We start from the raw sequence: 25863 nt of genomic DNA, 5'->3' as shown, positions 1-25863 counted from the left end.
GTACCGTAAAGTGATTACCTGTCGGTATCGTTTCTATAAAAATCTCCGTTTTTGCCGCCGGTCTTGTTGACCAGCAGGGTCGGACCTATCACCATATCCTTCTCCGCGGCCTTACACATATCATAGACGGTCAAAGCGGCGGCCGAGACGGCAGTCAACGCTTCCATCTCCACTCCGGTCAGCCCTTTCGTCTTAACGGTCGCTTCGATATAGAGACAGTTATCGTCGTTGTCGCTAAACCGGACGTCGATCCCCGTTAAGGATAACGGGTGGCACATCGGTATCCAGTCCGACGTTTTCTTGGCGGCCATGATGGCCGCGACCTGCGCCACGGCAAGCACGTCCCCCTTACCGATGCGTCCTTCCTTGATCAAAGTCAGCGTAGAAGGCTTCATCGTGACGCTCGTCCTTGCCGTTGCAGTGCGGCTTGTCTCCTGTTTATCGGAGATGTCGACCATTCGCGCTCTTCCCTGCTCATTAAAATGAGTCAACGGATTAGATTCACTCATCGCTTCACCCCTCCCGTTGCGGAGGCGCGGAGCGTTCGTTCCTCCGTAATCAGCTCGTCCAGCCGGAAGTCGAACAAGCCCATCGGAACCTCCTTAATCATTTGCAATTCAAAGGCTCCTGCAATAATATACGGCATGCTCCAGCCGGAGCGTACATACTGCTGCATAAAACGATCGTAGAAGCCGCCGCCGTAGCCCAGTCTTCCGAATCGCAAATCAAAAGCAAGACCGGGAACCAGAATCACATCGATCTGTTTCACGTCATGGAACCGGGGCGCACTTGACACCGGCTCGGGAATGTTCCAGGACCCCTTCTCCAAATCGTCATAGGACGAGATTTCGAACAGCTTCAGCTGCTTGGGCTCCTGCTGCACTTTGGGGACAAGCACACGGTATTGTTTGGCCCAGCAGGCCTCCATTACCGGCGTCACATCCACCTCGGATTTAACAGGTACATACGTAAATAAAGTGGGCCGATGACCCGGCCTGACACTGGAATCCATAATCTCGCCGATTCGGCGAACCAACGCTTCACTAATCCGCTTCGACTTGCTGCTGTGCTCCGAAGGAGACAATGCATTTCGCTCTGCTTCCGCATGGCGTCGAAGCTCTACTTTCCATTCTTTGATATTCATGTAACGGCCTCTCTTTGATGGGGTCGGAAACGTGAGGAAATTGCCTTCTGCTGAAAAAACATCGTTTTCATTCAGTTTACAACAATTATCCATTAAAAAAAAGCAAGAGAACCGTTTCCTCGCTTTTCTTTTTCATTTTTGTCCATTTAGGGGCTAATGGGCTTCATAATGACATAGGGATACCCGGAGCCTTTCCGTATTTCCTCGAACGGAAATGGGACCAGCTGGCCTTCAGAATTGAGAAGATAGAAGCAATACCCCTTCTCTTGCTCGTACTTATGCAGCAGCTCGTGAAAGGGCTCCAGATCGTTTTGCAGAGCCGCGCTATTTAGCTCGAAGACCACCGTTCCCACAGTGCGGCGCTCCAAATATTGCTGCATGCCCAGGAACGCGTGATATTCCCCGCCTTCGATGTCCATTTTCAGCAGGTCGATCTGAGGCAAAGCATCATAATGCAGGTCTAATCTCTCGGCAGGGACATCCACAGAATGAACCTCTTCTTTATCATGTTGAAAATAATCCGCATTATGCTTGTTTACGGAAGCATTTCCTTTAAATTTTTCATTGGCGTAAAAAGGAATGGTCCTCTCCGCACTGTAGACCGCCTTGTTGCAGACGATCGTTCGGTCATGCAAGTAGTTGATAGACAACGAATCGTTCAAATACTCCACCAGCTTGGGATTGGCCTCATAGGCGATCACCTTGCCAAGCGGCCCGACAAGCATACCGAACAGGACCGAAAAATACCCGACATTTGCCCCGATATCGACAGCGATTTGTCCGGCCTTCAACGTGTTCAATACATAGCGGGTCAACGGCAGACTATGGCCCCTGTCAAAGCCAGATGAGGCATCAAGCTCAGATCATCAGCGGGCACAATAAGCTGACCGTTCCAAACCGTCGAGATCAGCATTCGGCTGTTTCCTATATATAAACCGTGCATGCTCCCCCTCCTGAACACCTAAATGGATTTCATCTAAAGCATATGCGTATCGGGAGGTAAACATGGCTTTCATTTCAGGGAATCGTTGAAGACAACCTGCTGCATAACAGGCACATGATCGGACGCCCTCGTAGGTTCAGTCCAAGCAGGCGAACCGGTTACTCCATGAAAGCTGGTGAAAATATGATCAATTTGTCCTCCATGCAGCACTGTCGGCTGGGAAGGAGGCAGCGGAGCCTGGCGAAGCAAAGCATTCAGTTCCTTCATAAGAGGATCGTCATCGGACATATTCAGGTCGCCCATGAAGAGGATGGGGGTTCTGATCTTCTTCACAATCCGAACCAGCTCGGGCACCTGCTGCTCCCTATCGGCCCGGGAAACCCCAAGATGCGTGGTCACCACGGTCACTACCTGTTTTTCATGCCCCGGTTCAGAGCTGTGCTCTCCTTGGAGCTCAATTTCGGATGTTAAGATAACGCGCGGCTCCTTCAGGCCGGGAAGCGGATAGCTGTGAGGATTCTTCAACGGGTAACGGCTCAATAGTGCAATCCCATATTGGGAGATGCCCTGCCGATTGGCCGGAGCATAGATCGAGGTCATCTTCAATGATCGGGCCAACGCCTGTGCTTGGTCCTGAAAACCGCTCCGCTCCTGAAAGCGGTCAACCTCCTGAAGTGCAACAAGGTCGGGATTCCCCTGCTGAATGGCGTCCCGAACCGGCTGCAGACGAACTTGACCATCTAAACCTTTAGCATGGCGAATATTAAAAGTCATAATAGTAAGCTTATTCGTAAACGGAACCCATGCACGGCTTCCGGCTGCTTTTGGGGCAGCTAGGGCATCCGTCACCAGGCTGGAAGCTACGGCAAAGGTTAAGCATACAATTAGAAGAGTTGCGTTGAAACGGTTCCTTCCTGTACTCCGCTGTAGGTTGGTCTGCAGCTGCATGATATTCACCCCGATTTCTATAGACAAGCCTAAGCGAATTCTTCTGCCCGGCTGCGACACTTCTACTTATAGGCCCTACTTTAACCCTACTGCTCGAGCATACGATACCGGTTTTGAGTTTGTATACACGGAAACGGATGGTAAATTTCTTTCAGCGCACTTTCAGCTAACATTAATGAGAGGTTAAGCTAAGCTTCATAGGTTTTTCATAAACGCGACCTATACTTCAAAGTGTAAGGAAAATCATTCATAAAGGTGGAGAAACGTATGAAGCAAATCGGCAAAAAAATACTTACAGGCACAATCGCAGCGGGATTCCTGCTTGGCGGCGGATTGACCGCAGTACTTACTCAAGCTAACGCACAGGATACAAGCTCGGCTGTTCAAACTAACACCGATTCCACTGTTAAACAAGATAAATCAGGCTTCTTCAAAAAAGGAATGGAAGGACGCGGCGATCGTCGAGGTTTCGGCGGCGGCAGTGTGCTGAAGGAAGCGGCAACCGTGCTGGGTGTCGAGCAAAGCGTCATTATGGATGAGCTGAAGCAAGGCAAGACTCTGGCTCAAATCGCTCAAGACAAAGCCGGTTTAAGCCAGGACGATTTCCTGCAAAAGCTGGTCGCTGCTGAAACAACCGCTATCGACGCAGCCGTCACCTCCGGCAAGCTGACCCAAGAGCAAGCCGACAAGCAAAAAACGAATCTTACCGACCGCTTGACTAAAGAAATTACGAATACCGGCTTCGGTAAAGGGCCTCAAGATGACAAAGGACTGGGACGCGGCGGCAATATTCTGCAGCAAGCGGCTACTATTCTGGGAGTTGATCAAAGCGTTATCCAGGAAGAGTTAAAGCAGGGCAAAACTTGGGTGCAAATCGCTCAGGATAAAGCAGGCTTAAGCGAGGACGATTTCCTGCAAAAATTGGTGGCGGCCGAAACGACCTCAATCGATGCAGCTGTGACTTCCGGGAAGCTGACTCAAGAGCAAGCCGACAAGCAAAAATCCGGTCTGTCCGATCGCTTGAAGAAAGTCATTGAAAATACTCAAAAGCAAGGCCTGAAGGGCGACGGCTTCAACAGACCTGAGCATTTTGGCGGAGCCTTCGGCAATTATGACACATTGGCCAAAATCCTCGGAATCACCAAAGAAGAGCTGACCAAGCAGCTGCAAGCAGGCAGCTCCCTGGTTGAGATCGCCCAATCCAAGGGCATCACAGAAGACCAGCTCGTAACCCAAATTAAAGACAACATGACAGATTCGATTAAGCAATTTGTCGAAAGCAAAGGGAAGCAGCCTAGGGAGAAAAAGAGCCAGGCAACTACAAATTCTTCTACAGAGGTCTCCCAATAATAGCGATCCTGTGAGGAGGAGCAGTGTTTTCCTTCTATAACTTTCATATAGTGAGAGCTGCCTATTGGAGGCGGCTCTCCTTACTGTGCCGGAAAAACAAACTGATTCGGATTATAAGGGCGAAAGGAAGAAATGATGTGAAATACAAACACGTTCTAGGGACTTGCGCGCTGCTTGCTGTGATTTTGAGCGGGTGCGGCACCGCTTCAAATGGGCAGGCTAACAACACGGCGAATGCCGCCGGTTCAAGCACCAATCCAGCACAGCAGGAGCAAAAGCAGGATCAGGATGCGAAGCAAGCCTCTCAGGATAAGCAGCAGCGGCCGGCAATGAACCAAAGCCAACGCCAAATGATGATGACCTTCTCTTCGTTGGTTCAAATGGATAAGCAAGAGGGACTTGCCATCACGAAGGATCAGGCGGCTCAAATGCTTCCTGTCGTGCAGGAAAGCATTACCAAGGGGGAAATGAGCACCGATAATCAGACCAAGCTGCTTGAGAAGCTGACCGCAGAGCAAAAGAAATTCATCGATGACGCGGCTGCTCGCACGCCTATGAGGCAAGGTAATTCGAATGGTAGCAGCAGCGATACCAAGCAAAAGCAAGCCCTCACCGAGGATCAGAAGAAGCAAATGGAGGAAGCCCGTCAGCAAAGAGAACAGCAAAGAGCGGATGCTGCAGTCAACGGGCAGGACAATAAAGACAAGCAGCCTAGAAACGGCGGTCCAGGCGGAGGCAAAGAGATCGGTCAGCAGCTCGTAGAACTGCTCCAATCCAAGACCAAGTAACGTAGGCTTTTTTCTGAAACCATAACGAAAGGCTGTTGTACATACAAAAGGATCCGCCTGTGCGGATCCTTTTGGCATTACGTATTAGTGCTGCTTGCGAATTAATTAACGATGACATACACTGTCGTTTTCTTTTTAGCATAAGCAACCGTGATGGTAGCCTTCCCTTTGCCTGTTGCTTTAATGATACCGTCCTTTACATCCGCAACGCGAATATTGGAAGATGTCCACAGTGCCGGAATCGTAACATCCTCTTCCGCCAGATCCTCGAAGGTTGCCGTTGCTTTAACCTCCGCCGTGGAGCCCGCTTTGAGTTCGACCGTAACCACGTCGGTCTTCAAGTATTTCAGCTTGTCAATCTCAACAGGAATAGCCACGCTCTTGCCGCCGAACGATGCCGAAATAGTGGCACTGCCCGCAGACACGCCGGTGATCAAGCCCCCGTTGACATCCGCGATTTTATAATTGTTGGACTTCCATTGAGCAACATCGGAAACGTCCTTCTTGCTGTCATCCGAAAGCGTTGCTGTCAAGACGATTTGTACGGAGGAACCGCTCTTCGTCGAAACGTAGCGTTTGTCCACTTCCAACGCCTGAACGACACCGATTTCCACCGCGATGGATACCGACTTGCCGCCGTATTTAGCCGTAATCGTCGCTTTCCCTCTCGAAACCGGAGTTACCACACCGTTCTCTACGGTTGCAACCTGCTGATTGTTGGATGCCCATTCCGCCTGGGAGGTTACATCTATGGCATTTCCGTTGGAATCTGTAGCGCTTAAGGTAATGGTTTTGGTCTCACCCAAATCAAAATTAATGAATGACGGCTTGGCAGTCAGCTTGTCCGCCATATCGACTTGAATGTTGAACGTAACCGCCTTGCTCTCGAACGATGCCGTTACGGTAGCCTCACCGGAGCCTACAGCCGTAACGATACCCTCTTCTACCGTAACTACCTTCGCATTGGAGGTTGTCCATACGGCGTCTTTTTTAAGATTATCCGGCGTTGTGCCGTCTGTATAGGTTGCCGTCAGGTTCAGTTCCTTTTTGTCGCCTTTTTTCAGGGTCACATTCGTGTCTCCGGTTGCCGTCAAGCTTTTCAGGACACCGACGGAGACTTGAACCGTGGCGGTTCTGGTACCATATTTGGCCGTCACCGTCGCTGCACCGGTTCCTACGCCGGTAATAACGCCTTTGCGGACCTCAGCGATCTCGGGAGCGCTGGTCGACCATTCCGCTTGCTCTGTAATATCTACAGTCTTACCATCATTATAAATAGCGTTCAAGGTCACCTTTTCGTAGCCTCCGACCTGGAAGCTTACACTTTTCTTAACCGGCTTAATCACATTCGGAATATCAACAGACACCTTGATCGTTACGCTTTTCTCAGCGTAGGTTGCTGTAATCGTCGCTTCTCCGGCTTTATAAGCGGTGACTTTGCCTTCGTTTACTTTCACGATGGCTTCATTATCTACAGACCATTTTGCTTGCTTGGCGACGTCTTCTTTGGTGTTATCCAAATAAGTAGCCCAGAGAACGATGGTTTCTTCCTTCCCAGTGTTGAGGAACATCGTATCCTGCTCGGCTTCCAGTCGTCTCGGCACTTCTACATCCACCACCGTAGAAACGGTTTTGTTGCCGTATTTGGCCGTAATTGTCACTTCACCGATAGCATTAGCGAACAATTTCCCTTTTACAACACTGACTACAGCGTCATTGCTGGAAGTCCACTCTGCGCGGTCCGTAATGTTTTCCGGATCTCCATCCGCGTAAGAGGCCGTCAGCGTCAATTGCTCCGTACCGTTTTTCTTCATGTAGACATTCTCGGTACCCAGATCCAGCTTCACTGCGTTATCTACATCGACTTTAATCGTAGCCGATTTCGTTCCATAGGTTCCTGTAATGGTCGCTTGACCAGGACCGTAGGCAGTAATTTCCCCTTTAAGCACGTCCGCAACCGCAGGATTATCGGATTCCCACTCCGCCAGGTTCGTTACATCGACCTTGCTGCTGCCGTCCGGATAAGTCGCGTACAAGATGACCGGTTCCGATTTGTTCAATAACAGGGAGATTTGCGATTTACTAGGATCGACCCTTTTCGCGATTTCTACGCTGACCGGGATGGATACGGTTTGATTATTGTATTTGGCGGTCACGATAGCCGTACCGGAGTTTTGCCCCGTCACTTTACCGTCGACTACAGTGGCCACGTCATCTTTATCTACGCTCCACTCCGCCTTGGAGGTAACATCCTCCTTCTTGCCGTCATCATAATAAGCAGTCAGGTTGATTTGCTCCTCGCCGTTTTTGCGCATTTCAATCTTCTGCTTATCCTTCACGAGGGAACGCACATGCTTGATAACCGTAACATTGACAATGACGGTTTTGTCCATGTAGCTGGCCGTCACCGTCGTCGTACCTTCCGCCTTGGCGGTTACAACGCCCGCATAGACAGATGCGACGCCCTTGGCTTCCGGTGCCGGGTTTGAGGTCCAATCAGCCTTGATCGTCACGTTCTCGGTAGCTCCGTTCACATACACGGCGGTAGCCGTCAACGACGCGGTTTCTCCTACTTCCAATTGAAGCTCGTTTTTATTCAAGACGAGGTTGGATATTTCCTGGGTAGCCGCCATAGCGCTCATCACGCCAAAGCTGCTCGTCACGAGACTTAAAATAAGGAACAGAATACAAAGTCTTGTTGCCCGCAAACGCATTGTTTCATCTCCTACTCTATGTACTTTTATTGGACAGCATCCTACGGTAATAGAATCCTGCTTCAAGTGACTCTTGCTGTTCAAAAAGCCGATATGCTATCGATATCGACTATGACTTAAGCTTGCGCCGTCATTCGTTCTTGCACCGCAGTCCTCCTTTTAGGTGATAGTCTTCTCCGCCGGCATACAACGCCATCTAAGCACTATGCAGGGACATCGTACCTGACCCGGGCGGACGAATATACCTTATCGGTACAGTACATCTAGTTTATCGACAAAAAGCATCAAAAACTTTAGTTTTTTTACCTGAAAGAATGCTGAACGTTTGAGGCCCTCTGTCTCCTCATGTGGATAAACCAGCCTGTGGATATGTTGACAGGTATAGCTGAATCTATACACAGACTTTGCTTGAGGATTGTTAATTTGTGCATAAACCTGTGTATAATTGACCTGATTTGGGAGATCAAAGCCTGTTCTTCTATAAAAATCGATAGAATAGGCTCTATCAGATGCTTTCTTACGGGGCGGGCTGAAAATTTGCCGGGAACATGTTACACTAAGGTGATGAGACTATAACCGGAGCTTACGTAAGATAAACCAGTTTTATCCGATTGTAAGCACGTCGGGCGCGAAGGAGCGCACAACCAATAGGAGGCTAATCATGCTGCTGCAAGTATCGGGCATTACCAAAAGCTACGGGATTAATACCGTGCTTTCCAATATATCGCTGCAAATCGAGGCCAGGGAACGGATCGGGCTGGTCGGCGTGAACGGCGCGGGCAAATCGACGCTGCTGCAAATTATTGCGGGAGAAATGTCGTATGATTCAGGAGATATTTTCAAGGCAAAGGAAACGAAAATCGGATATCTGAAGCAAAACAGCGGGCTCGTATCGGACCGTTCGATATGGGATGAAATGAAGAGCGTGTTTGCCCATTTGGAGGAAGCGGAGCAGGAGCTTCGCAAGCTCGAAATGATGATGGCGGATCCGGACGTATTGGCCAGCGACAAGCAGACGGAAGAAACGATGAAACGGTACGCAGCCTTATCGGAATGGTTTAAGGAGCAGGGCGGATATGAGGCGGAGGCGCGCATTCGCGGCATTTTGCACGGAATGGGCTTCGGGGATTTTGCTCCCGAGACACCAATCCACACCTTAAGCGGAGGACAGAAAACAAGGCTTGCCCTGGCGAAAATGCTGCTGCAGGCGCCTGATCTGCTGCTGCTCGACGAGCCTACGAACCATCTGGACATCCCTACTCTCACCTGGCTGGAGGGGTATCTGCGCTCTTATTCCGGAGCGATTCTGGTCGTATCCCATGACCGCTATTTTCTCGACGCTCTCGTTAATGCCATCTACGAAATCGAGCGTACGACGTCCAAGCGATACACGGGCAATTATACCCGGTACGTAGAGACGAAGCAGGCCGAGTATGAAATCCAGATGAAGCAGTTCGAGAAGCAGCAGGAAGAAATCTCGAAAATGGAGGAGTTTGTTCAGCGCAATATTGTTCGCGCCTCCACTACCAAACGGGCGCAAAGCCGCCGCAAAGCGCTCGAAAAAATGGAACGGCTGGACAAGCCGCTAGGCGATTTGAAGCGTGCCAGCTTCGCCTTCGAGGTGGAGCAGCCGTCAGGCAAAGAGGTTCTTCAAGTCAGCGACGTGTCCATCTCCTATGACGGACGCAAGCCGCTGCTGCATAATGTATCGTTCCAGCTTCGCCGCGGAGACACGGCCGCTTTGATCGGACCGAACGGTATCGGCAAATCGACGCTGCTGAAGACGCTGATCGGTTCCCGGCAGCAGGATCAGGGAGAGATTCGCTGGGGAGCAAATGTGCGTATCGGCTACTATGATCAGGAGCAAAAGGGCCTAAATCCTAACAACACCGTTCTCGATGAAGTGTGGAACGAGTTTCCGAATTTGGAGGAGGCCCGGATACGGACCGTGCTCGGCAGCTTTCTGTTCAGCGGTGAGGATGTCTTCAAAAAAATCGCCGCGTTAAGCGGAGGCGAAAAGGCCCGCGTCTCATTGGCCAAGCTGATGCTGCAAAAAGCCAATGTGCTGATCCTTGACGAGCCGACCAACCATTTGGATTTGTTCAGCAAGGAAGTGCTCGAATCGGCTCTTATCGATTATGAGGGCACACTGCTTTTCATCTCCCATGACCGGTATTTCCTGAATAAAATGGCCGAATCCATGCTGGAGCTGAAAAGCGACGGCGTCACCACGTATTTGGGCAACTACGATGATTATGTGGAGAAAAAGCAGGAGCTTGCCGAAATGGAACAGCAGCGGCAGGCGGCGGAAGCAGCCAAGCAAAAAGGCTCCAGCAGCAAGACATCTTCTGCCCCGGCCGCTCAAGATAACAGCTACGAAGCTAACAAAGCGGCCAAGCGTGAGGAACGCACCAAGCAGCGCAAGCTGGAGCAGCTCGAGCAAACGATCGCCAAGCTGGAGGAAGAGCTGGCTCAGCTTGAGGAGGAGCTGGCGCTGCCGGAAGTGTACAACGACTATGTGCTTGTGCAGCAAAAAAACGAAACGATCGAACAGAAAAAAGCCGAATTGGCCGACTGCTACGAGCAGTGGGAGCAATTGGCGGAATAATAGAACGAGGGCGTCTGTGTATTCAGACGCCCTCTAGTTTTAGGAGCAGCAATGGAATGCTGCTGTAGACAATCATCGTTGCCGCGGCGACGATGCCGGAATCATTGAGCAGCAGCGCCGCAATGGCGCCGATGACATTGGCCGCGCACCCGTACATGATGTACGGGTAGCGCCTTTGCCAGCGGCGGAACAGCCCGCGCGGCCGAAGCACGAGCACCGCCATGACGATCAGGCTGGTGAGCAGCACCTTGCTCCAGGCGGAGACGCCGATCAGATGCCAATTCATCTCCAGCTTGCGCATGATGATGACGCCGATCAGATCGAAGCGTCCCTGGAGCAGCGTGTGAAAGGCGCGGCCGATATGGCTCTGCTTATCGGCTGAGCCGACCATGGCTGCGCTGACGTTCAGCAGCCAAAGGCCGGCGAGCGCTGCCGCCAGCAGCAGCGCAAGGGCGGGCACGGCGCGCACCCAGCGGCGACCGCCGGCCAGGCGCGCGCCGAGCGCGCCGAAGGCCACCGCCGCGGACAGCGCTCCGCCGGCGTTGGTGCCGAGCGTCGGCGCCGCGAGGTAGCCGGCGACGGCGGCGCCGACAGCCGCTGCCGGCCAGGTGCGCCACGCGGCACCGGCGCGGGCCGCAAGGCGGCTGCCGCGCAGCGCGCCCGGGGCTGCAGCCGCGCGTGCGGCCAAGCCGCTGCCGGCGCGAAGCAGCGGCGCGAGCCGGCCAGCCGACGGCAGGCGCCAGGCCGTCACGGCGGCGGGCTCGGAGGCCGGGCCGTGCAGCAGCGTGGCGGCGTAGGCATCCGGCGGTAAGGCTCCGGACGAAGCCGCCGGCGGGGCGGCAGAGTCCATGCCTCCCTTCCCCGTTCTGGCGGAGCGGCGTTTTCCTAACCGCAGCGATTGCTGCATGGCGGTAAGTCCAAGCAGGGAAGCCCCAAGCAGCACCCCCATACACTCGTTGCCCATCCCGTAATACCGGGCACCGATCATCGGATCATAACCAAGGACTGACCTCTGCATCGCCTTAGCCCCGTGCATGCCGTCGTACAGCAGCAGCAGCGTAACCACGATGCCTATCCCTGCCAGGCAGACCACGGTCCTCCCCGGCTTGGAAGCGGCATAATACGCGCAGCACACGCTGATGGCAAGTACAGAGCCCAATGCCAGTATAGTGCTGAAAACAGGAAGCTCGCTTGGCAGCCATCCCATAGATAATAACCCGGCAGGCGCCAGCAGCAGTGAAAACAGCAAGCCGATGCACACCACCACAGATCTTCTGCCCATCAATCTGCTCCCGAACATGACCGCGGCCAGTACGGCTAGCATCACGGCGATCTCATAAATAGCGAGGCCATATAAGAGCGGAGGCCTTAAGGCGTAAACACTCTGCATGCTGCGCACCTGCTGAAGCAGCGCCGGAAGCGCCTCCTCCTTCCGTTCGGAATGTATCGGCAGCCCCAGCATCGCTTCGGGCTTTTCGATTCCGAATCTCTCCAGCAGCGTGGGAGCCAGATCAATCAAGGAAACGATCCCCGATCGGCGTGTGGTAGCCGAAGTCAGCAGGGCTTCTTCCGCTTGGACCGACGGAGCATACATCAATAACGGAGCCAAGTAGGCTTTGGCTCTCACCGCATCCGCATTGACTTGCGGACTAAATAGCCACAGCTCGTTGTGCTCGGATGCCGGTGCTTGATTTATCATTCGAACAGCTTCGCCAACAAAGCGGTCCAGCTCCGATAAAACCGCCAGCTTCATTCGTTCAAACGCCGCCCTGGAATAGGCTCCTTTCTCATCGTACAGCCTTGCAAGGTCCCCTATTTCCATTAAGGTAACGGATGATGCAGGCTGCTCGCGCCATCTATCCAGCATCCATCGGGTATCGGTCCGCAGCCCTGCAGGCCAGTAGGGGTCATTCAGCTGACCGCCGCTGACATCCCCGTGGGCTACTTCATTCATGTCATTCATCAGCATTAGCGGGGCGTACCGGCGAAGCGTACGATTCGAGTCGGCGTTCCATCCTCCTGCCGGTCTTGCACGATCCGCGTTGCCCCATACACTTACTTGTACGCCTGCCGCTTCCAGTTTCTGCCCGAGTGTTCCCGGAGCAGCCCGATAATAATTCGTTGCATTCATTCTGCGCATGACTTCGGCATCCTTCACGAGGATAGCACTTTCGGATGGACGGCCGGTAAGCCGCTGAATCCATTGGGCTGCCTCCTGGCCATATATCAGCTCGCTGCGCTGCAAGCCCTGCACCCCCGGCCCTCCTTCGGCGAAATGACCCGCACCTATCGACAAATACACATCCTCCAGTCCTTTTCCCGGAGTCCGAATGTTCAGCGAGCCCCAATGAGCTCCTTCACGAAGACGCATCAAAGAAGGCAGAGCCTCATTCCAGGCAGGCGAAAGCTCCACGAATGAAAGACCAGGGACGGAAAGAATCCATACTTTTTTATGAACTGCCTGATCGGATGAAGGGTACGCTTGAGATAAGGACAACGAAGGTTCTGCCCCGGCGGCAGCTTGTCCGAACGGTAACAGGCAAATGCTCAAAGCAAGAATGATACGAGTTATCCACTGTGGATTCATGCAGCAATCTCCTTTTTCCATGAATAGTCTCCGCAGCCATCAGCCTTGCTGAGGGCAACAACAGTCCCCAGACGTTATCCTGCTTATCCAAGTACATTCCCCCAATTTCCTCCTTTCTATCCAGACTGTGCATATTTCCACTCGCAATTCAACCTATCCACAAGCTTATTCACAACAACAGAAATCATTTTTCCCTAGAAAACCAACGTTTTCCTGTGGTATCCACAAGGATATCCACATTATCCACAAGTTGGCTGTTCATAGTTTATCCACGCTCATTCCTTTCCTTTGGGTATAATGAACGTTGATTTACCGCACCTTTACAAACTTATGCACACTATACACAGAGGCTGTGGATAACTATTATCCACAGCCTGTAGATGTACTCTATTCAGCTCTATAGTTTCAGTCGTCTACTCCCGTCGTTTTCCGATATAGAGCAGGTGCGGTGAAACCCCCAATACATAGGGATTTTCCGCGGTCTGCTTTATCAAATCCAGCACTTTCGAGAATTCCTCCTCGCCTCTGCTTCGCCAATAATTCCACTGCTCCGGTTGAAGCAAGGAAGCTATATTGGAGGAACCGATCATTTTTATCGTCTCGAAGCCGTGAGTCTCCATAAAGGGCTGGATATCCTCAATCGGATAATAGTACGCCCCGGTAAACCGCTTTTCATCCTGATGATCGAACGTGCCTTGCTCCATAAATCGAATGAGGTTATCCGCCGTATCATTAGGCTTCCAGTGCTGAGGCGTCATCAGGGAGGTCAGCAAATGCCTCACCCTAGGCATGAAGGCGACAAAAATGATCCCGCCAGGCTTCGTTACCCGGTACAGCTCCTTCACGGCGGCTATCCGGTCCTGCTCCTGCTGCAAATGGTATAACGGTCCAAGCATGAGGGAGGCGTCGAAGCTGCTATCCTTCAGTTGGTGCAACGATACCGCATTGGCTGTATAGAAGCCTTCGAACCGTTCGGCGATGCCTGACTCCGCCGCCTTCATCCTGGCCGCTTCGACCAGTTTGACCGTTAAATCCGTCAGCGTAACCCGGTAACCGGCCTCCGCCAGCTTCATCGCATATTTGCCGGGACCGGCTCCATTATCTAATACATGCCCTTCCTGGGGGAGATACCTTCGTATGAAATGCCAGTTGATCCAAAATTCAATCGGCTCGCGGTCCAAACGGCCCCACTCATCAAAAGACTCATAATACTCAACGACACGATTCATCATGTCTCACTCCTTTTCCAACTTGGTGAGGGAAAGCTTCTTCGGAGAGTCTTGATGCAAAAAAATACATTAGGTGCTCCACCTATCGGTTAACTGAAGCTCTTAATGACCTGCGGCAGATACTCCCTCTGTCGTCTCACTGAACGCCCCTTGCTCACGAACCGCCTGATTGCATGCCGCCATGAAGGCCTGGGCTACAGCCATCAGCACATCGCGATGCTCCGAGACGCCTCTGTAGCTTTTTCCGCCCGCCTTTACCGTTACGATCGCTTCTCCGCTCGCTTCCTCTCCGGAAGACAAGGAATACAGCTCCAAATCGTCAAATTCGACTTGGATCGGCAGCACTTGCCTCATCCCCGCCACCAAGGCTTCAACAGGAGCCTCTCCTGTTCCCGAACAGATCCGTTGCTCGCCTGTAGCGTTATTGGTAATCGTGCAAGAGGCCATCCGGTGACCTGTCGTTCCGGTAAGCACTTGGGCATGAACCAAGGTATACGGCTCCAGTACCGCATTCACCGTACTGCCAACCAGCCCCATCAGCTGATGATCTTGAACGATCTTTTGCTGATCCGCCAGCTCTTTAAATCGGGTGTACAGAACTTCCATTTGGTCATCCGTCAGCTCCATCCCGAATTGGCTTACGCGATGCTTGATCGCATGACGTCCTGAATGTTTGCCCAGTATGATCATGCTTCGCGGAATCCCCAGCCGGTCAGGATCCATAATTTCATACGTATTGCGGTTTTTCAGCAAGCCGTCCTGATGGATACCCGCTTCATGCTGGAATGCATTGCGTCCTACAACCGGCTTATTGAAGGCGATCGGAAAGCTCATGGCGCGGCTTACCTTCTGAGATACGGAATAAATATGCTCCGTCCGGATTCCGGTCTCCGCTCCCAGCGCTTCTTTGCGCGTTTCAATCGCCATCGCCAGCTCTTCCAAAGAACAGTTGCCGGCACGTTCGCCTACGCCGTTCACGGTGACCTCCACTTGGGTGACTCCCGCGCGAATCGCAGCGAGACTATTAGCTACAGCAAGCCCCAGATCGTTATGGCAGTGGGCGCTGAATTCCACCTGGCTGCTGCCGCGAACGTTCTTCATAACCCGGGTGAACAGGGCGCCGTATTCTTCCGGAAGGGCGTAGCCTACCGTGTCCGGAATATTAATGATCGTGGCTCCTTCCGCAATCACCGCTTCGATTATTTCGAATAAAAATTCGTCTCCGGTTCTCGTCGCATCCATAGGTGAGAATTCTATGCGATCCACAAACCGCTTCGCATACGCCACCATGGAGCGAGCGATTTGAATCACCTGCTCTCTGGATTTACGCAATTGGAAATCCAAATGAATATTCGAGGACGACAAGAACAAGTGCAATCTCCTGCGCTCTGCCGCTTCCGTAGCGCGGACCGCCGCATCGATATCCTCCTTAACCGACCTGGCGAATCCGCAAATTTCTACGCCTTGAACCTCCCGGGAAATCCGCTGAACCGCCATGAAGTCTCCAGGGCTTGAAATCGGGAAGCCCGGCTCGATAATATCGACGCCCAATTGGGCAAGCTGCTTAGCGATCACGATCTTTTGCTCCGGATTCAACGACGCCCCGGGTGCCTGCTCTCCATCTCTCAAGGTCGTGTCAAATAGATGGATCCTTCTCATTTGGCCTGCATGTGCCGCTTGATTATCGTTATGGTTTGCATTATGGTTTGTCATTGGTAACGCCTCCTCTAGGTTTTAAAAAATGCTCATATCGGACTGTGGAACCATTCCCCCAAAGTAACGCGAGCTTTGAGACAGCTTACAGGGACTACCGGTGAAAAATAAAAAACCTGCCGCCTCTACAGAAGAGACGACAGGCCTTCGGCCGCCGCGGTACCACTCTCGTTGACCCTCTCCGTCCGGAAAGGCGTCCACCTCGTTCGCAAAAGGGGCCTGCCGGTAAGCATATGCTGACCGATGACCTGCCTTATCGCGTCCCCCGTTCACGTGGGGCTACTCCGTCGAAACCTAGTTTCCAGCGATTACCTGGATTTCAGTCCCGCCGCTCCCGGGCGAGCTTCATGCATCCGTCGACTGCGTCGCACCACCCCGCAGCTCTCTGTCCTCCGGATTGCTTTACTACTCCCGTTCCTAGCGTTTTCTGGATATCTATTTGTCTTTCCTTCGTTTGTATGAATCGTGTTGTTTTAAAACCAAAAAAGGCCTGCCATCTCCTGTAAAAGAGACGACAGACCTTATCTATCGCGGTACCACTCTTGTTGGTTCGGCTGCACAGCCTAAACCCACCTCGTGTGCTTACGGCATGAATCCCTAAGCACGCCTAATCACGGAGGCATCCGTTGAAACTTACTTGCCGATGCAGCGCTACATCGTTTCAGTTCCACCGCTCCCGGGCGAGTTTCACAGGCTTCACTGACTGCGTTGCACCATCCCGCAGCTCTCTTAACAGTTCGGCCGACTACTGCTCCCGTTCCCAGCGTTTTTGATATTGTTTGCAATTATAGTATGCGCTTTTTGAAAAGTCAATGCATGGTTTGGAATTCTTTTTCCAGCAATATAATTTTACAAAATAGGGTCGCTGCTTTAAAGCTGTTTCATCTCTTTTGCAAGAGGACCTGGATTTTAAAAAAGCCCCGGTCTTCCCAAATAGGAAAACCGAAGCATTTACCACCCGAAGCATTATCCTTCGCTGCCGAAAAATACATAACGCAGCACGATCAAAATAGCAAGAACCCACATCAGCCAGTGAACCTTGTGCGTGTTGTTTCCGCCCAAACGGGAGAAGGTTGCCAGAATCACGTACGTCACAACGCCGAATGAAATTCCGTTGGCGATGTTGTAAGTGAACGGAATGAAAGCGATCGTGAAAAACGCTGGAATCGCGACAACAAAATCTTGAAAATCGATTTCTTTAACCGATTGCATCATCAGCACGCCGACAATGATCAAAGCCGCCGCCGTAGCGGAGCCCGGAATCAGAGCCGCAATTGGAGCCAGGAAGAGAGCAAGCAGGAAGCATACGCCTGTAGTTACAGCGGTCAGGCCCGTACGTCCGCCCTGTGCCACACCTGCAGAGCTTTCGACGAATGCCGTCACGGTGCTTGTACCCACCAATGCGCCGCCGCTGACCGCAAATGCGTCAACCATCATGGCTTTCCCTACTTTTTTGTTGCCTTCTTCTTTATTTTTCATGAACCCTGCACGGTTCGCCGTACCTACCAGCGTACCAAAGGTATCAAACAATTCGACAAAAGTAAAGGTCGCAATGACCGAAATAATCCCTGTATTCAGAACGCCCTGGAAGTCAAAATGGCCAAGAGCCAGCTTGGACAAATCAGGAACCCACGTCGTTTTCGCATCTGTCAAAGTACCCAGGTTGACTTGACCCATGAGCAATCCAACAACCGTGGTCAGCAAAATACCGAACAAAATCGCTCCGCGAACACGAAGCACCATCAGGATGGAAATCAACAAAATCCCGACGATACAAAGAACCACATTCGGATCCTTCAAGCTGCCCATGTGAATAATCGATTCGAACGAAAGCAGATCCGTATATTGATGAGCCTTCACATCGTTGCTCGTTTCTACTGCGATCGTCATCATCCCGCTGTTTTTCAAGCCGACGATCGTAATAAACAATCCGATACCCACTGTAATCGCGTGCTTCAAGCTGTCAGGCACAGCGACCAGCAGCAATTGACGAACCTTCGTTACCGTTAACAAGATAAAAATCAAACCGGAAATAAATACGGCCGCTAATCCCATTTGGTACGTGAATGTACCCTGCGAAGCCAAAATCACCGTAGCGAAATAAGCGTTCAATCCCATACCTGGAGCCAAAGCGACCGGGAAGTTAACGAAAAGTCCCATCGCGATAGTCATTACGCCCGCAGCAATGGCCGTTGCCAAAAATACGGCAGTCCAGTCCATACCGGTAGCGCCCGAGCCAAAGTTACTGAGAATGTTCGGATTTACGGCCAAAATGTACGCCATCGTCATGAACGTGGTCAGACCCGCCATAATTTCCGTGCGGACGTTGGTACCGTTTTCCCTCAGCTTAAACAATCGATCCATTCCCCAAATCCCTCCAATGGTTTTTGGAACAACGAAAAAATCCGGCTTTGATCGATGATCAAACGGCCGGATTCACAAGCAAAGCGGGATCAGGGCTTGTCAATGCCCCCAGAAACCACAGAAAAAGGCTTGCTTTTAAGCCCTCTTGTGTCATTTCAGGGGAGCACTGTGCGCCTTCCGCTTTGTTTGCTCGTAGCCAGATCATTTACGGTGATCTCGTAGAGACTCCCAGGCCAATTCCCGGGATTATACGAAACAGTTATTCCCTAATATTCATCATTTATTCTAAAATTCATGACGAAACTTGTCAATGGATTTTTCCGAACATTAACGAAAGTTTTTTTATTCTCGTTCGTTTATTTTGCTCGAACTCCTCTAAGTGGAATCGCTTTAACCAAATTCGAATGGCTTCTTTATGAAAAAAGAGCCTCTCCTCTTTCATATGGAGAGACTCTTAATCATTTCTATCCTAGTAATCTCAATACATTCTGTGGTAATACATTAGCTTGAGCCAGCATTGTTTGTCCCGCTTCCGCAAGAATTTGACTTTTGGTATATTCCATCATTTCCTTTGCTAAGTCTGTATCTCTTATCCTAGATTCTGCTTTGGAAAGGTTCACTGAATAATTCGTTACGTTGTTCATTGTATGTTCGAGGCGATTTTGATAAGAACCTTGTTTTGCACGCTCTGATGAAACTGTATCGATTGCATTGATTATGGAGTCAATAGCTCCAGTTGCTCCTGTCACAGTCGAAACATCGATATCTGAAACTCCTATATTTGAAGCCGCTACTCTAGGCATATCAAGCGTTAGAAAATCGCTGGCATTAGTGCCTATTTGCAAATTCAAGCCGCTTTGATCACTTTGAGCTGCCTTAAAGGAAAACTTTAACGTATCTCCACCGTATGTGCCCCCGATATCTCCGAGAACTATAAAATCATTCTCATTAATATATTCTGAGAACTTATATACGTAGCTATTTCCGCTGCTTCCCTCAAAGAATAAATTTGGACTTCCCCCACTTAAGGCAAATCCATCACCACTGGTGCAGGTAATGTATAATAAATCGTTTGAAACAGACATGGTGAATTTTTCTGCAACTCTTTTTGAATCCGCATCACCAGTTCTACCGTTTTTTGCTTCGTTAAAGGAAGTAACCAAATTTCTTAAAATTTCTGAGACATCTTTTCCAATTGGTGATGTTATAGTCACAAGCTTATTGTTTGGATGATTATCGATTGATTTAGCAGAGCCGATAACTGACGTGTTGCCATTCAACAAATATATTCCGTTAAAGCTTGTACTTTCTGCGATATTATCGATTTCGATCTTTAATTGCTCAACTTCTTTTTGAATGTTTGCCCTGTCGCTATCATTATATGTTCCATTTGCCGCTTGTATTGCCAGTTCATTCATCCGCTGCAGCATGGAATGAACCTCTTGCATTGCGCCTTCCGCCGTTTGGATAAGAGAAATTCCATCTTGTATATTTCTAGATGCTTGATTTAATCCCCTTATCTGTCCTCTCATCTTTTCGCTAACTGTCAGCCCAGCTGCATTATCAGCGGCTCGATTTATTTTTAGTCCTGATGAGATTTTTTCCATAGACTTTGATTTTTTATCAGTATTGATTCGTAATTTATTTTTAGCATTTATGGCTTGAATATTTGTTCTGATATACATTTTATTACCTCTCTAGGGAAAATGTTGCTTAACTTCTCTATCGGATAATTTAGAATAGTTCTTTAGACATATCGTAAAATTTCTAGCTACCCCCTTGCACTATGCCAAAACGGATATTCAATAGCGTTAGCGTAACGGTAATAAAAAACTCCCTTCTATCTGCTATATATCGCAGATAAAAGAGAGTCATTTTTTCATTCGTTTAGTTCTATTCCCACTCGATCGTTGCAGGCGGCTTGGACGTAATATCGTACACGACGCGGTTGACGTTATCCACTTCGTTGACAATACGAACGGAGATTTTCTCCAGAATGTCCCAAGGAATACGAGCCCAGTCGGCGGTCATGCCGTCGATGGAGGTTACTGCACGAATACCTACGGTGTAGGAGTACGTACGGGCATCGCCCATGACGCCTACGCTCTTCATGTTCGGCAAAGCCGTGAAATACTGCCAAATTTCGCGGTCCAGACCGGCTTTGGCAATCTCGTCGCGCAAGATCGCATCGGATTCACGAACAATCTCCAGCTTCTCTTCGGTTACTTCGCCCAACACACGGATTGCAAGACCCGGGCCTGGGAAAGGCTGACGCCATACGATAGCCTCCGGAAGGCCGCACTCCAGACCTACTTTGCGCACTTCGTCCTTAAACAAAGCTTTCAAAGGCTCTACCAATTCAAACTTCATATCCTCAGGCAGCCCGCCTACGTTATGGTGAGACTTGATCGTATGAGCTGTTGCGGTTCCGCTCTCGACAATGTCAGTATACAAAGTACCTTGAGCAAGGAAAGCAAAATCGTCGAATTGTGTCGATTCTTCCTCAAACACGCGGATGAACTCGTTGCCGATGATTTTACGTTTTTGTTCCGGATCGTCTACGCCGGCTAATTTGCTCATAAAACGTTCGCGAGCGTCTATTTTGACCACTTTCATGTCGAATTTGCCGACAAAGGTGTCCATAACGCCTTCCGCTTCCCCTTTGCGCAGCAAACCATGGTCGATGAACATACATGTCAATTGATCACCGATCGCTTTATGAACCAGCATCGCCACAACAGAGGAATCCACGCCGCCGCTCAGCGCGCAAAGGACCTTCTTGTCGCCCACCTGGTTGCGGATATCGCGGACCGTATCTTCGATAAAGCTTTCCATGCTCCATTGGCCTGCGCATTCGCACACGTTGTATAGGAAGTTTTGGATCATGTCGTTGCCGTATACCGAGTGACGCACTTCCGGATGGAATTGAACCGCGAACATCCGTTTCTCCGGATGGCTCATAGCCGCTACAGGAGCATGCTCCGTGCTGGCATCGATGATAAACCCGGTAGGAGGCTCTACTACCAAATCGCTGTGGCTCATCCACACCGTTTGCTTCTTGTCCAGGTTATGAACCAGTCTGCAGTGGTCGGCAAAATCGACCTCGGCTTTTCCGTACTCGCGCTTCGAGGCTCTTTCCACTTTCCCTTGCAGTTGATGGGCCATCAGCTGCATGCCGTAGCAAATGCCGAGAATAGGCACGCCCAAGTCATAAACCGCAGGGTCTACCAGCGGGGAGTCCTCGCCGTATACGCTGGCCGGTCCTCCGGAGAACACGATCCCTTTGGGTTGAAGCTGCTTCAGCTTCTCCGCTGGCGTGTTGTAAGGCAAAAGCTCGCTGTAAACTCCCAAATCCCGAATCCGGCGGGCGATCAGCTGGTTGTACTGTCCTCCAAAATCGAGCACAACAATAATTTCATTCGGCTTGTCCATAATTTCCTCCTTAGAGTTTTTGAAAAAAACTTACTTCGTAAGCATTGCTTGAGTTTTTGAAAAAAACTTTCTTCGTAAGCGTTGCTGTGTTTTTGAAAAAACTTCCATTAGTAAGCCTTCGCGGGCGCAAAACCAGATTCACACGCAAGCTCCCGCCTTTTTGTTTCACCATCAAGACTTGAAGCTCTGCTCTAAATCAATAGACATTATTATAAGCTTCCATTACAGAAAGGGCAATGCCTCCATCGAAAATGCATAATTAGGCAAAGAATAAAGCGCTTCATAGCTAGTATTTCCCATTGTTTTAAAGATAAATGACGATCATCATGAAGTCTCACGAAGCTGTACTATTTAAACGGCAAAAAAGCCTGCGGCCTTTGCGTTAAAGGCTCACAAGCTTTTGCGTATATTTTGCCATGCTTCATGAAGCTGGTGTCGGGTTACCGAGGATGCACCCGCATGGTATCGAATCCGCTCCTGCAGCCGGATAAACCGAAGGAGCATCTCCCGCTGGGTATCGTTGCTGTAGGAACGGGTCAGCGCATATTCCCGCAGCGTTTGTGACGGTTCGGCACGGCCCCATCGCCGCTGCAGCTTCCTCCAAAGACGTTCGGAAGCACGTTGAACGGCATAAGCACGAACGCCGTGCAGCCTCGCGGCCCTGGATAAGAGCGAGAGTCCGGCTTCCTGTCCTTCCTTCTGGTAGGCGGAGGCTTTTGCCATTCTCTTCATCCACAGGCGGATAAGAAGAGCTGCTAAGCAGCCTGCCGTTATCCAAATGGATAGCGGCAGCCAAGGCCGCATCCCCAGCCATGCATGGCGGGTACGTTCGGGCACATCACGAATCAGGGTGGACAAAGCCTCCAAGAGGCTCCGTCCGGTGTGCATAAGCTGGGTAAAAGAAGGAGCAAGGCCCAAAACCTGCTGCCATAAGGAGGCGTCCGACCCCTTGTCAGGGGATGATGCCGCTGCAGCAGAAGCCGTCCGGGCGTTGCTATCCGCCGAGGCAGCCCCACCGTATCCGGGGGTAGGGTCAAAAGGCACCCACCCCGCGGAAGGGAAATAAACCTCAACCCAGGAATGCGCGTTTTTATTGCGAACCTCCACATGGTACATAAGTGCTCCGTCCGCACCGTTCGTTTCCGTGGAAAGGACCTGCCCGGGAGAAAAGCCCTTGACCCATCGGGCAGGGACGCCGACCGAGCGCAGCATGACCGCCATCGCGGTAGAGAAATGATCGCAATAGCCCATTTGCTGCTCGAACAAAAATTGATCGACGAAATCCTGCCCCTCTCCCGGCGGCCGCGACTGCTCCATACTGTAGGTATAGTGGCTCCTTAAATACTGTTCTATTGCTTGAGCTTTGGCATACGGTGTCGGACTATCCTTCGTGATGCTGTAGGCTAAATCGGTGATCCGCGACGGAAGCTTGTCGGGCAGCTGCAGATAAGCTGCATCTGCTTCAGCTCCCAGGTCATTCTCCTCGACGTGCTTCCCCTGCCCTTGGGAATTCCAGGGCGTTACCTGAACGGTGTAAGACGATAACGGATCTGCCAACGCGGGCAAGAAATACCGGCCGGACCATCGATCTCTCCACACCCAATCCGGAGAAATGCTATCCCCATCCTGGGATATGAGCGAATCGATTCGGGTCAATTCACCGCCCAAAAACAACTGAGTAAACCGCTGTTTAAGAACAATTTGCTGAGTGATGGCCGGTCGAACCGCTACTTCCGGGAGAACTGCCGTTTTTACTTCCGATGGTTCAACCCCGCTTTCCTTGGGCGGAGAGGTTACTCCAGCTTGTACCGGATCGGAATCCGATGCATACCATCCTTTGCCGGTATAAGTTGCCTTGGAATCGCCTCTCCAATAGGTCAGCTTTGGCGTTGTGGCCAAGAAGACGACGGTATCATCCTGGGTTAACGGATACCCGAGACGGGAATCATCCGAGCTGTAGCCTGTTCTGGCAGCGGAGGCCGGCCGGTTGTCCGTACCTTTCCCCTCAAGAAAATGAAGCCGCTCCTGCCATGAGGCAATCGGACCCGACCAATCGATAGGCTTCCCCTGAACCGGATGCTGAAGCGCACCGGCCCATGCTCCCAGCATGAAAAGTGCCGTCAGCACGCAGCTTGCCGCAATGGGAGTCCACAGGACTGACCGGTCCGGATGAGGCGAAGATAAAACGTCGTTATGTACACTCGCGCCATGAGTCCCGATTCGCTTCCAGCGGGTCCAGCGCTCTGCTTGAAGCCATCCCTGGAGCAGCAATCCAGCCCCGGCAGCACTGATCAGCCCGGTTGACATATCCGTGTCAAAAATCAGCTGCAGCGCCACAAGATAAATCAGTGTCATCAAAATAAACCAGAGCAGCTGCTGGCGGTCCGCCACAAAGGACTGCAGCACCCAGATGAAGAAGGCCCATCCCGTTAAAAACAGCATCGTGCGGGTCGTCGGCGAGATGTAGGCCAGCTGCCCCCGGACTGCGTGAACCGCGTCGTTACTCAAATCATGCAGCCAAGATACCCACCATCCGGCTCCCGGCAGCCATTGGCCGCTATGAAGCACCGAGGTTGCCGCCAGAATGATCGCCGCCCTGATTCCCCAGGCAGCCGGTCCCGGCATACGAAGCGTATCTATAGCAAGGAAAAAAGCAAAGGCAATTAAGAATGGCGCGATCCGGTAAACCTCCGTGAATTCGGACAGCTGCTGCAGCGGTACGAGCCAGGCGCGGATCAGCCAGAACAGAAGCAGCGCGTAGCCTATGCGCAGCGCCCAGGGTTGGTCCGGCTCAGCCGCATCGTTAAGCGCCGGCTGCGGCATGCTTGGCTTCGGAGCCATAGCCCTCACCTCCCCCGGCGGCGCGCCGATTCGCTGCGCTGACCGCCGTGAACCGGCAGCCGGCGGCTTCCGCCTGCCGCCGCCACTCTTTCACGGCGTCGGGAGATACGTCCCCGCCGTGAACGTACACCATGTGAACGGCGCGCTCCCGCAGCCGGAACAGGACCCGCAGCAGCTGCTCATCCGGCTGCGCCGTGATGACGGCGATGTCAGCCCCGCGTCCGCCGTGCAGCGCCTCGCGCTGTACAGCGGATGCCAGGGGGCTATCGCCGTCGCACGGCAGCTGCGCAAGCAGCTCGAGCAGCTCCGCGAAGCGCTCGCGGCCGCGCGCTTCGATGGACCGCCCTTGCCGGTCCGTGGCGGCAAGGCGCACGCCCATGCCCAGCTGCAGCGCACGCTGGGCGAGCCCTGCCGCGGCCTCAACCGCCGTCCCGAACGCCGCAGCGTTCGGCACGCCCTTGGCCGCGTCGAGACAGATGAGCAGCCGGTCGCTGCCGGGCTGCTCGGTTTCCTTCGCGCGCAGAGCTCCTGCGCGCGCGGTCGAGCGCCAGTGGATCCGGTTCAGCGGATCCCCCGGCGCATAAGGCCGCGTCCCGTACGCCAGCGTGGACGCGGCCTGCCGCTGCAGCCGAGGCTGCGGCCCCGCGGGCGGGAGCTCCTCTCCCGCCCCTATAGCAGCCGTCTGCAGCTGCAGCGGCCTTGGCAGCACCAGGATGCGGTGCTGGCCGGTTTGGATGCTGCGGCGCCGGATACGCAGCAGCCCGAAGGCGTCGATGATCCCGACGCCGGACTCCTCCAGCCGGTATAAGCCTCGCGGCATACCGGGCAGCCGCAGCACCGCTTCCCCGGTGCCGTTCAGCTGCAAACGCACCGTATCGCGGACGACGATCATTTCACCGGTACCGGTATTCATCCAGCGCTCCTCCACCAGCAGCCAGCCGAGCGGCATGACCATGGCGCCGTATCTCAAGCGCAGCTTCAGCTCCAACGCCTCCCCGCTCCAGCAGCGAATCGGCTCCTTCGTTCGTTCTACACGAACCGGACGCAGCAAGCCCACGGCTCCGGCGCCGATGTACAGCAGCAGGAAGCTTAAGCCGTAAAAGCATATCCATGCCGAACGCCCTCCCAGGGCATTCGCCCAATACCAGGACGCCCCCCAGCTCAAGAACAAGAACAACATCATCAGCACATTGCGCATCGCT

At 52.1% G+C, this 25863-nt stretch carries 18 protein-coding genes, 1 riboswitch and 1 other annotated feature; of the genes, 3 read left to right on the top strand and 15 right to left on the bottom strand.

Annotated features, from left to right (window positions below; all coding sequences use genetic code 11):
- Positions 1-14: 14 nt before the first annotated feature.
- From moaC to ABEA66_RS00935, 5 genes are all read right to left on the bottom strand, one after another.
- Positions 15-509, bottom strand: a complete 495-nt coding sequence (gene moaC / locus ABEA66_RS00955) for a cyclic pyranopterin monophosphate synthase MoaC (protein ID WP_079913831.1) — start codon at positions 507-509, stop codon at positions 15-17.
- Entirely contained in the window at positions 506-1144 is a 639-nt protein-coding gene (locus tag ABEA66_RS00950) for a 5-formyltetrahydrofolate cyclo-ligase (RefSeq protein ID WP_345585196.1), read from the bottom strand. Before ABEA66_RS00950 ends, moaC begins: the two co-directional genes overlap by 4 nt.
- 146 nt (positions 1145-1290) lie before the next feature.
- Complete coding sequence (locus tag ABEA66_RS00945; protein WP_345585194.1) at positions 1291-1959, bottom strand: FkbM family methyltransferase; 669 nt, start codon at positions 1957-1959, stop codon at positions 1291-1293.
- Complete coding sequence (locus ABEA66_RS00940; RefSeq protein WP_345585192.1) at positions 1956-2087, bottom strand: hypothetical protein; 132 nt, start codon at positions 2085-2087, stop codon at positions 1956-1958. Before ABEA66_RS00940 ends, ABEA66_RS00945 begins: the two co-directional genes overlap by 4 nt.
- 69 nt (positions 2088-2156) lie before the next feature.
- Positions 2157-3035, bottom strand: coding sequence for an endonuclease/exonuclease/phosphatase family protein (locus ABEA66_RS00935; protein ID WP_345585190.1), 879 nt, complete (start codon positions 3033-3035; stop codon positions 2157-2159).
- Between the two features lie 267 nt (positions 3036-3302).
- Between ABEA66_RS00935 and ABEA66_RS00930 the strand changes: the two genes are divergently transcribed.
- Together ABEA66_RS00930 and ABEA66_RS00925 are read left to right on the top strand one after the other, a co-directional pair.
- Positions 3303-4385: a hypothetical protein gene (locus ABEA66_RS00930; RefSeq protein WP_345585188.1), complete on the top strand. Its 1083-nt coding sequence runs from the start codon at positions 3303-3305 to the stop codon at positions 4383-4385.
- Between the two features lie 137 nt (positions 4386-4522).
- Complete coding sequence (locus ABEA66_RS00925) at positions 4523-5173, top strand: hypothetical protein (protein WP_345585186.1); 651 nt, start codon at positions 4523-4525, stop codon at positions 5171-5173.
- A 101-nt stretch (positions 5174-5274) separates the two neighbouring features.
- On the opposite strand, the gene ABEA66_RS00920 is transcribed toward ABEA66_RS00925, so the two are convergent.
- Positions 5275-7887 carry an Ig-like domain-containing protein gene (locus ABEA66_RS00920; RefSeq protein WP_345585184.1) on the bottom strand — a complete coding sequence of 871 codons (2613 nt, stop codon included), beginning with the start codon at positions 7885-7887 and terminating at the stop codon, positions 5275-5277.
- Between the two features lie 661 nt (positions 7888-8548).
- Between ABEA66_RS00920 and abc-f the strand changes: the two genes are divergently transcribed.
- Positions 8549-10495 (top strand): ribosomal protection-like ABC-F family protein, encoded by a 1947-nt coding sequence (gene abc-f / locus ABEA66_RS00915; RefSeq protein ID WP_345585182.1) that lies wholly within the window; start codon positions 8549-8551, stop codon positions 10493-10495.
- A gap of 22 nt (positions 10496-10517) precedes the next feature.
- Here the strand turns inward: abc-f and ABEA66_RS00910 are convergent, their stop codons facing one another.
- The 9 genes from ABEA66_RS00910 to ABEA66_RS00870 all read right to left on the bottom strand — a co-directional run bounded on the left by ABEA66_RS00910 (position 10518) and on the right by ABEA66_RS00870 (position 25859).
- Positions 10518-13082, bottom strand: coding sequence for a hypothetical protein (locus tag ABEA66_RS00910; protein WP_345585180.1), 2565 nt, complete (start codon positions 13080-13082; stop codon positions 10518-10520).
- A 413-nt stretch (positions 13083-13495) separates the two neighbouring features.
- Positions 13496-14311, bottom strand: coding sequence for a class I SAM-dependent methyltransferase (locus ABEA66_RS00905; protein ID WP_345585369.1), 816 nt, complete (start codon positions 14309-14311; stop codon positions 13496-13498).
- Positions 14312-14413: 102 nt separating this feature from the next.
- On the bottom strand, positions 14414-15970 hold the full coding sequence (locus ABEA66_RS00900; protein WP_345585367.1) for a 2-isopropylmalate synthase: 1557 nt from the start codon (positions 15968-15970) through the stop codon (positions 14414-14416).
- Between the two features lie 75 nt (positions 15971-16045).
- A complete protein-coding gene (locus ABEA66_RS00895) occupies positions 16046-16297 on the bottom strand; it encodes a hypothetical protein (protein ID WP_345585178.1) in 252 nt (83 codons plus the stop codon).
- Between the two features lie 231 nt (positions 16298-16528).
- Positions 16529-16795: a binding site (T-box leader), on the bottom strand.
- 195 nt (positions 16796-16990) lie between these two features.
- A complete protein-coding gene (locus ABEA66_RS00890) occupies positions 16991-18388 on the bottom strand; it encodes an NCS2 family permease (RefSeq protein WP_079913823.1) in 1398 nt (465 codons plus the stop codon).
- Positions 18389-18561: 173 nt separating this feature from the next.
- Positions 18562-18662, bottom strand: a riboswitch (purine riboswitch).
- 190 nt (positions 18663-18852) lie between these two features.
- Positions 18853-20073 (bottom strand): flagellin N-terminal helical domain-containing protein, encoded by a 1221-nt coding sequence (locus ABEA66_RS00885; RefSeq protein ID WP_345585175.1) that lies wholly within the window; start codon positions 20071-20073, stop codon positions 18853-18855.
- Positions 20074-20281: 208 nt separating this feature from the next.
- Positions 20282-21820 carry a glutamine-hydrolyzing GMP synthase gene (gene guaA, locus ABEA66_RS00880; RefSeq protein WP_192704647.1) on the bottom strand — a complete coding sequence of 513 codons (1539 nt, stop codon included), beginning with the start codon at positions 21818-21820 and terminating at the stop codon, positions 20282-20284.
- 390 nt (positions 21821-22210) lie between these two features.
- Positions 22211-24661, bottom strand: a complete 2451-nt coding sequence (locus tag ABEA66_RS00875; protein ID WP_345585168.1) for a transglutaminase TgpA family protein — start codon at positions 24659-24661, stop codon at positions 22211-22213.
- Positions 24624-25859 carry a DUF58 domain-containing protein gene (locus ABEA66_RS00870; RefSeq protein ID WP_345585166.1) on the bottom strand — a complete coding sequence of 412 codons (1236 nt, stop codon included), beginning with the start codon at positions 25857-25859 and terminating at the stop codon, positions 24624-24626. The genes ABEA66_RS00875 and ABEA66_RS00870 overlap by 38 nt, the downstream gene beginning before the upstream one ends.
- Positions 25860-25863: the final 4 nt, after the last annotated feature.

This window comes from Paenibacillus vulneris (assembly GCF_039543185.1).
In the GTDB taxonomy this organism is placed as follows: Bacteria; Bacillota; Bacilli; order Paenibacillales; family NBRC-103111; genus Paenibacillus_S; species Paenibacillus_S vulneris.
This window is presented reverse-complemented; position numbering and strand designations above follow the sequence as displayed.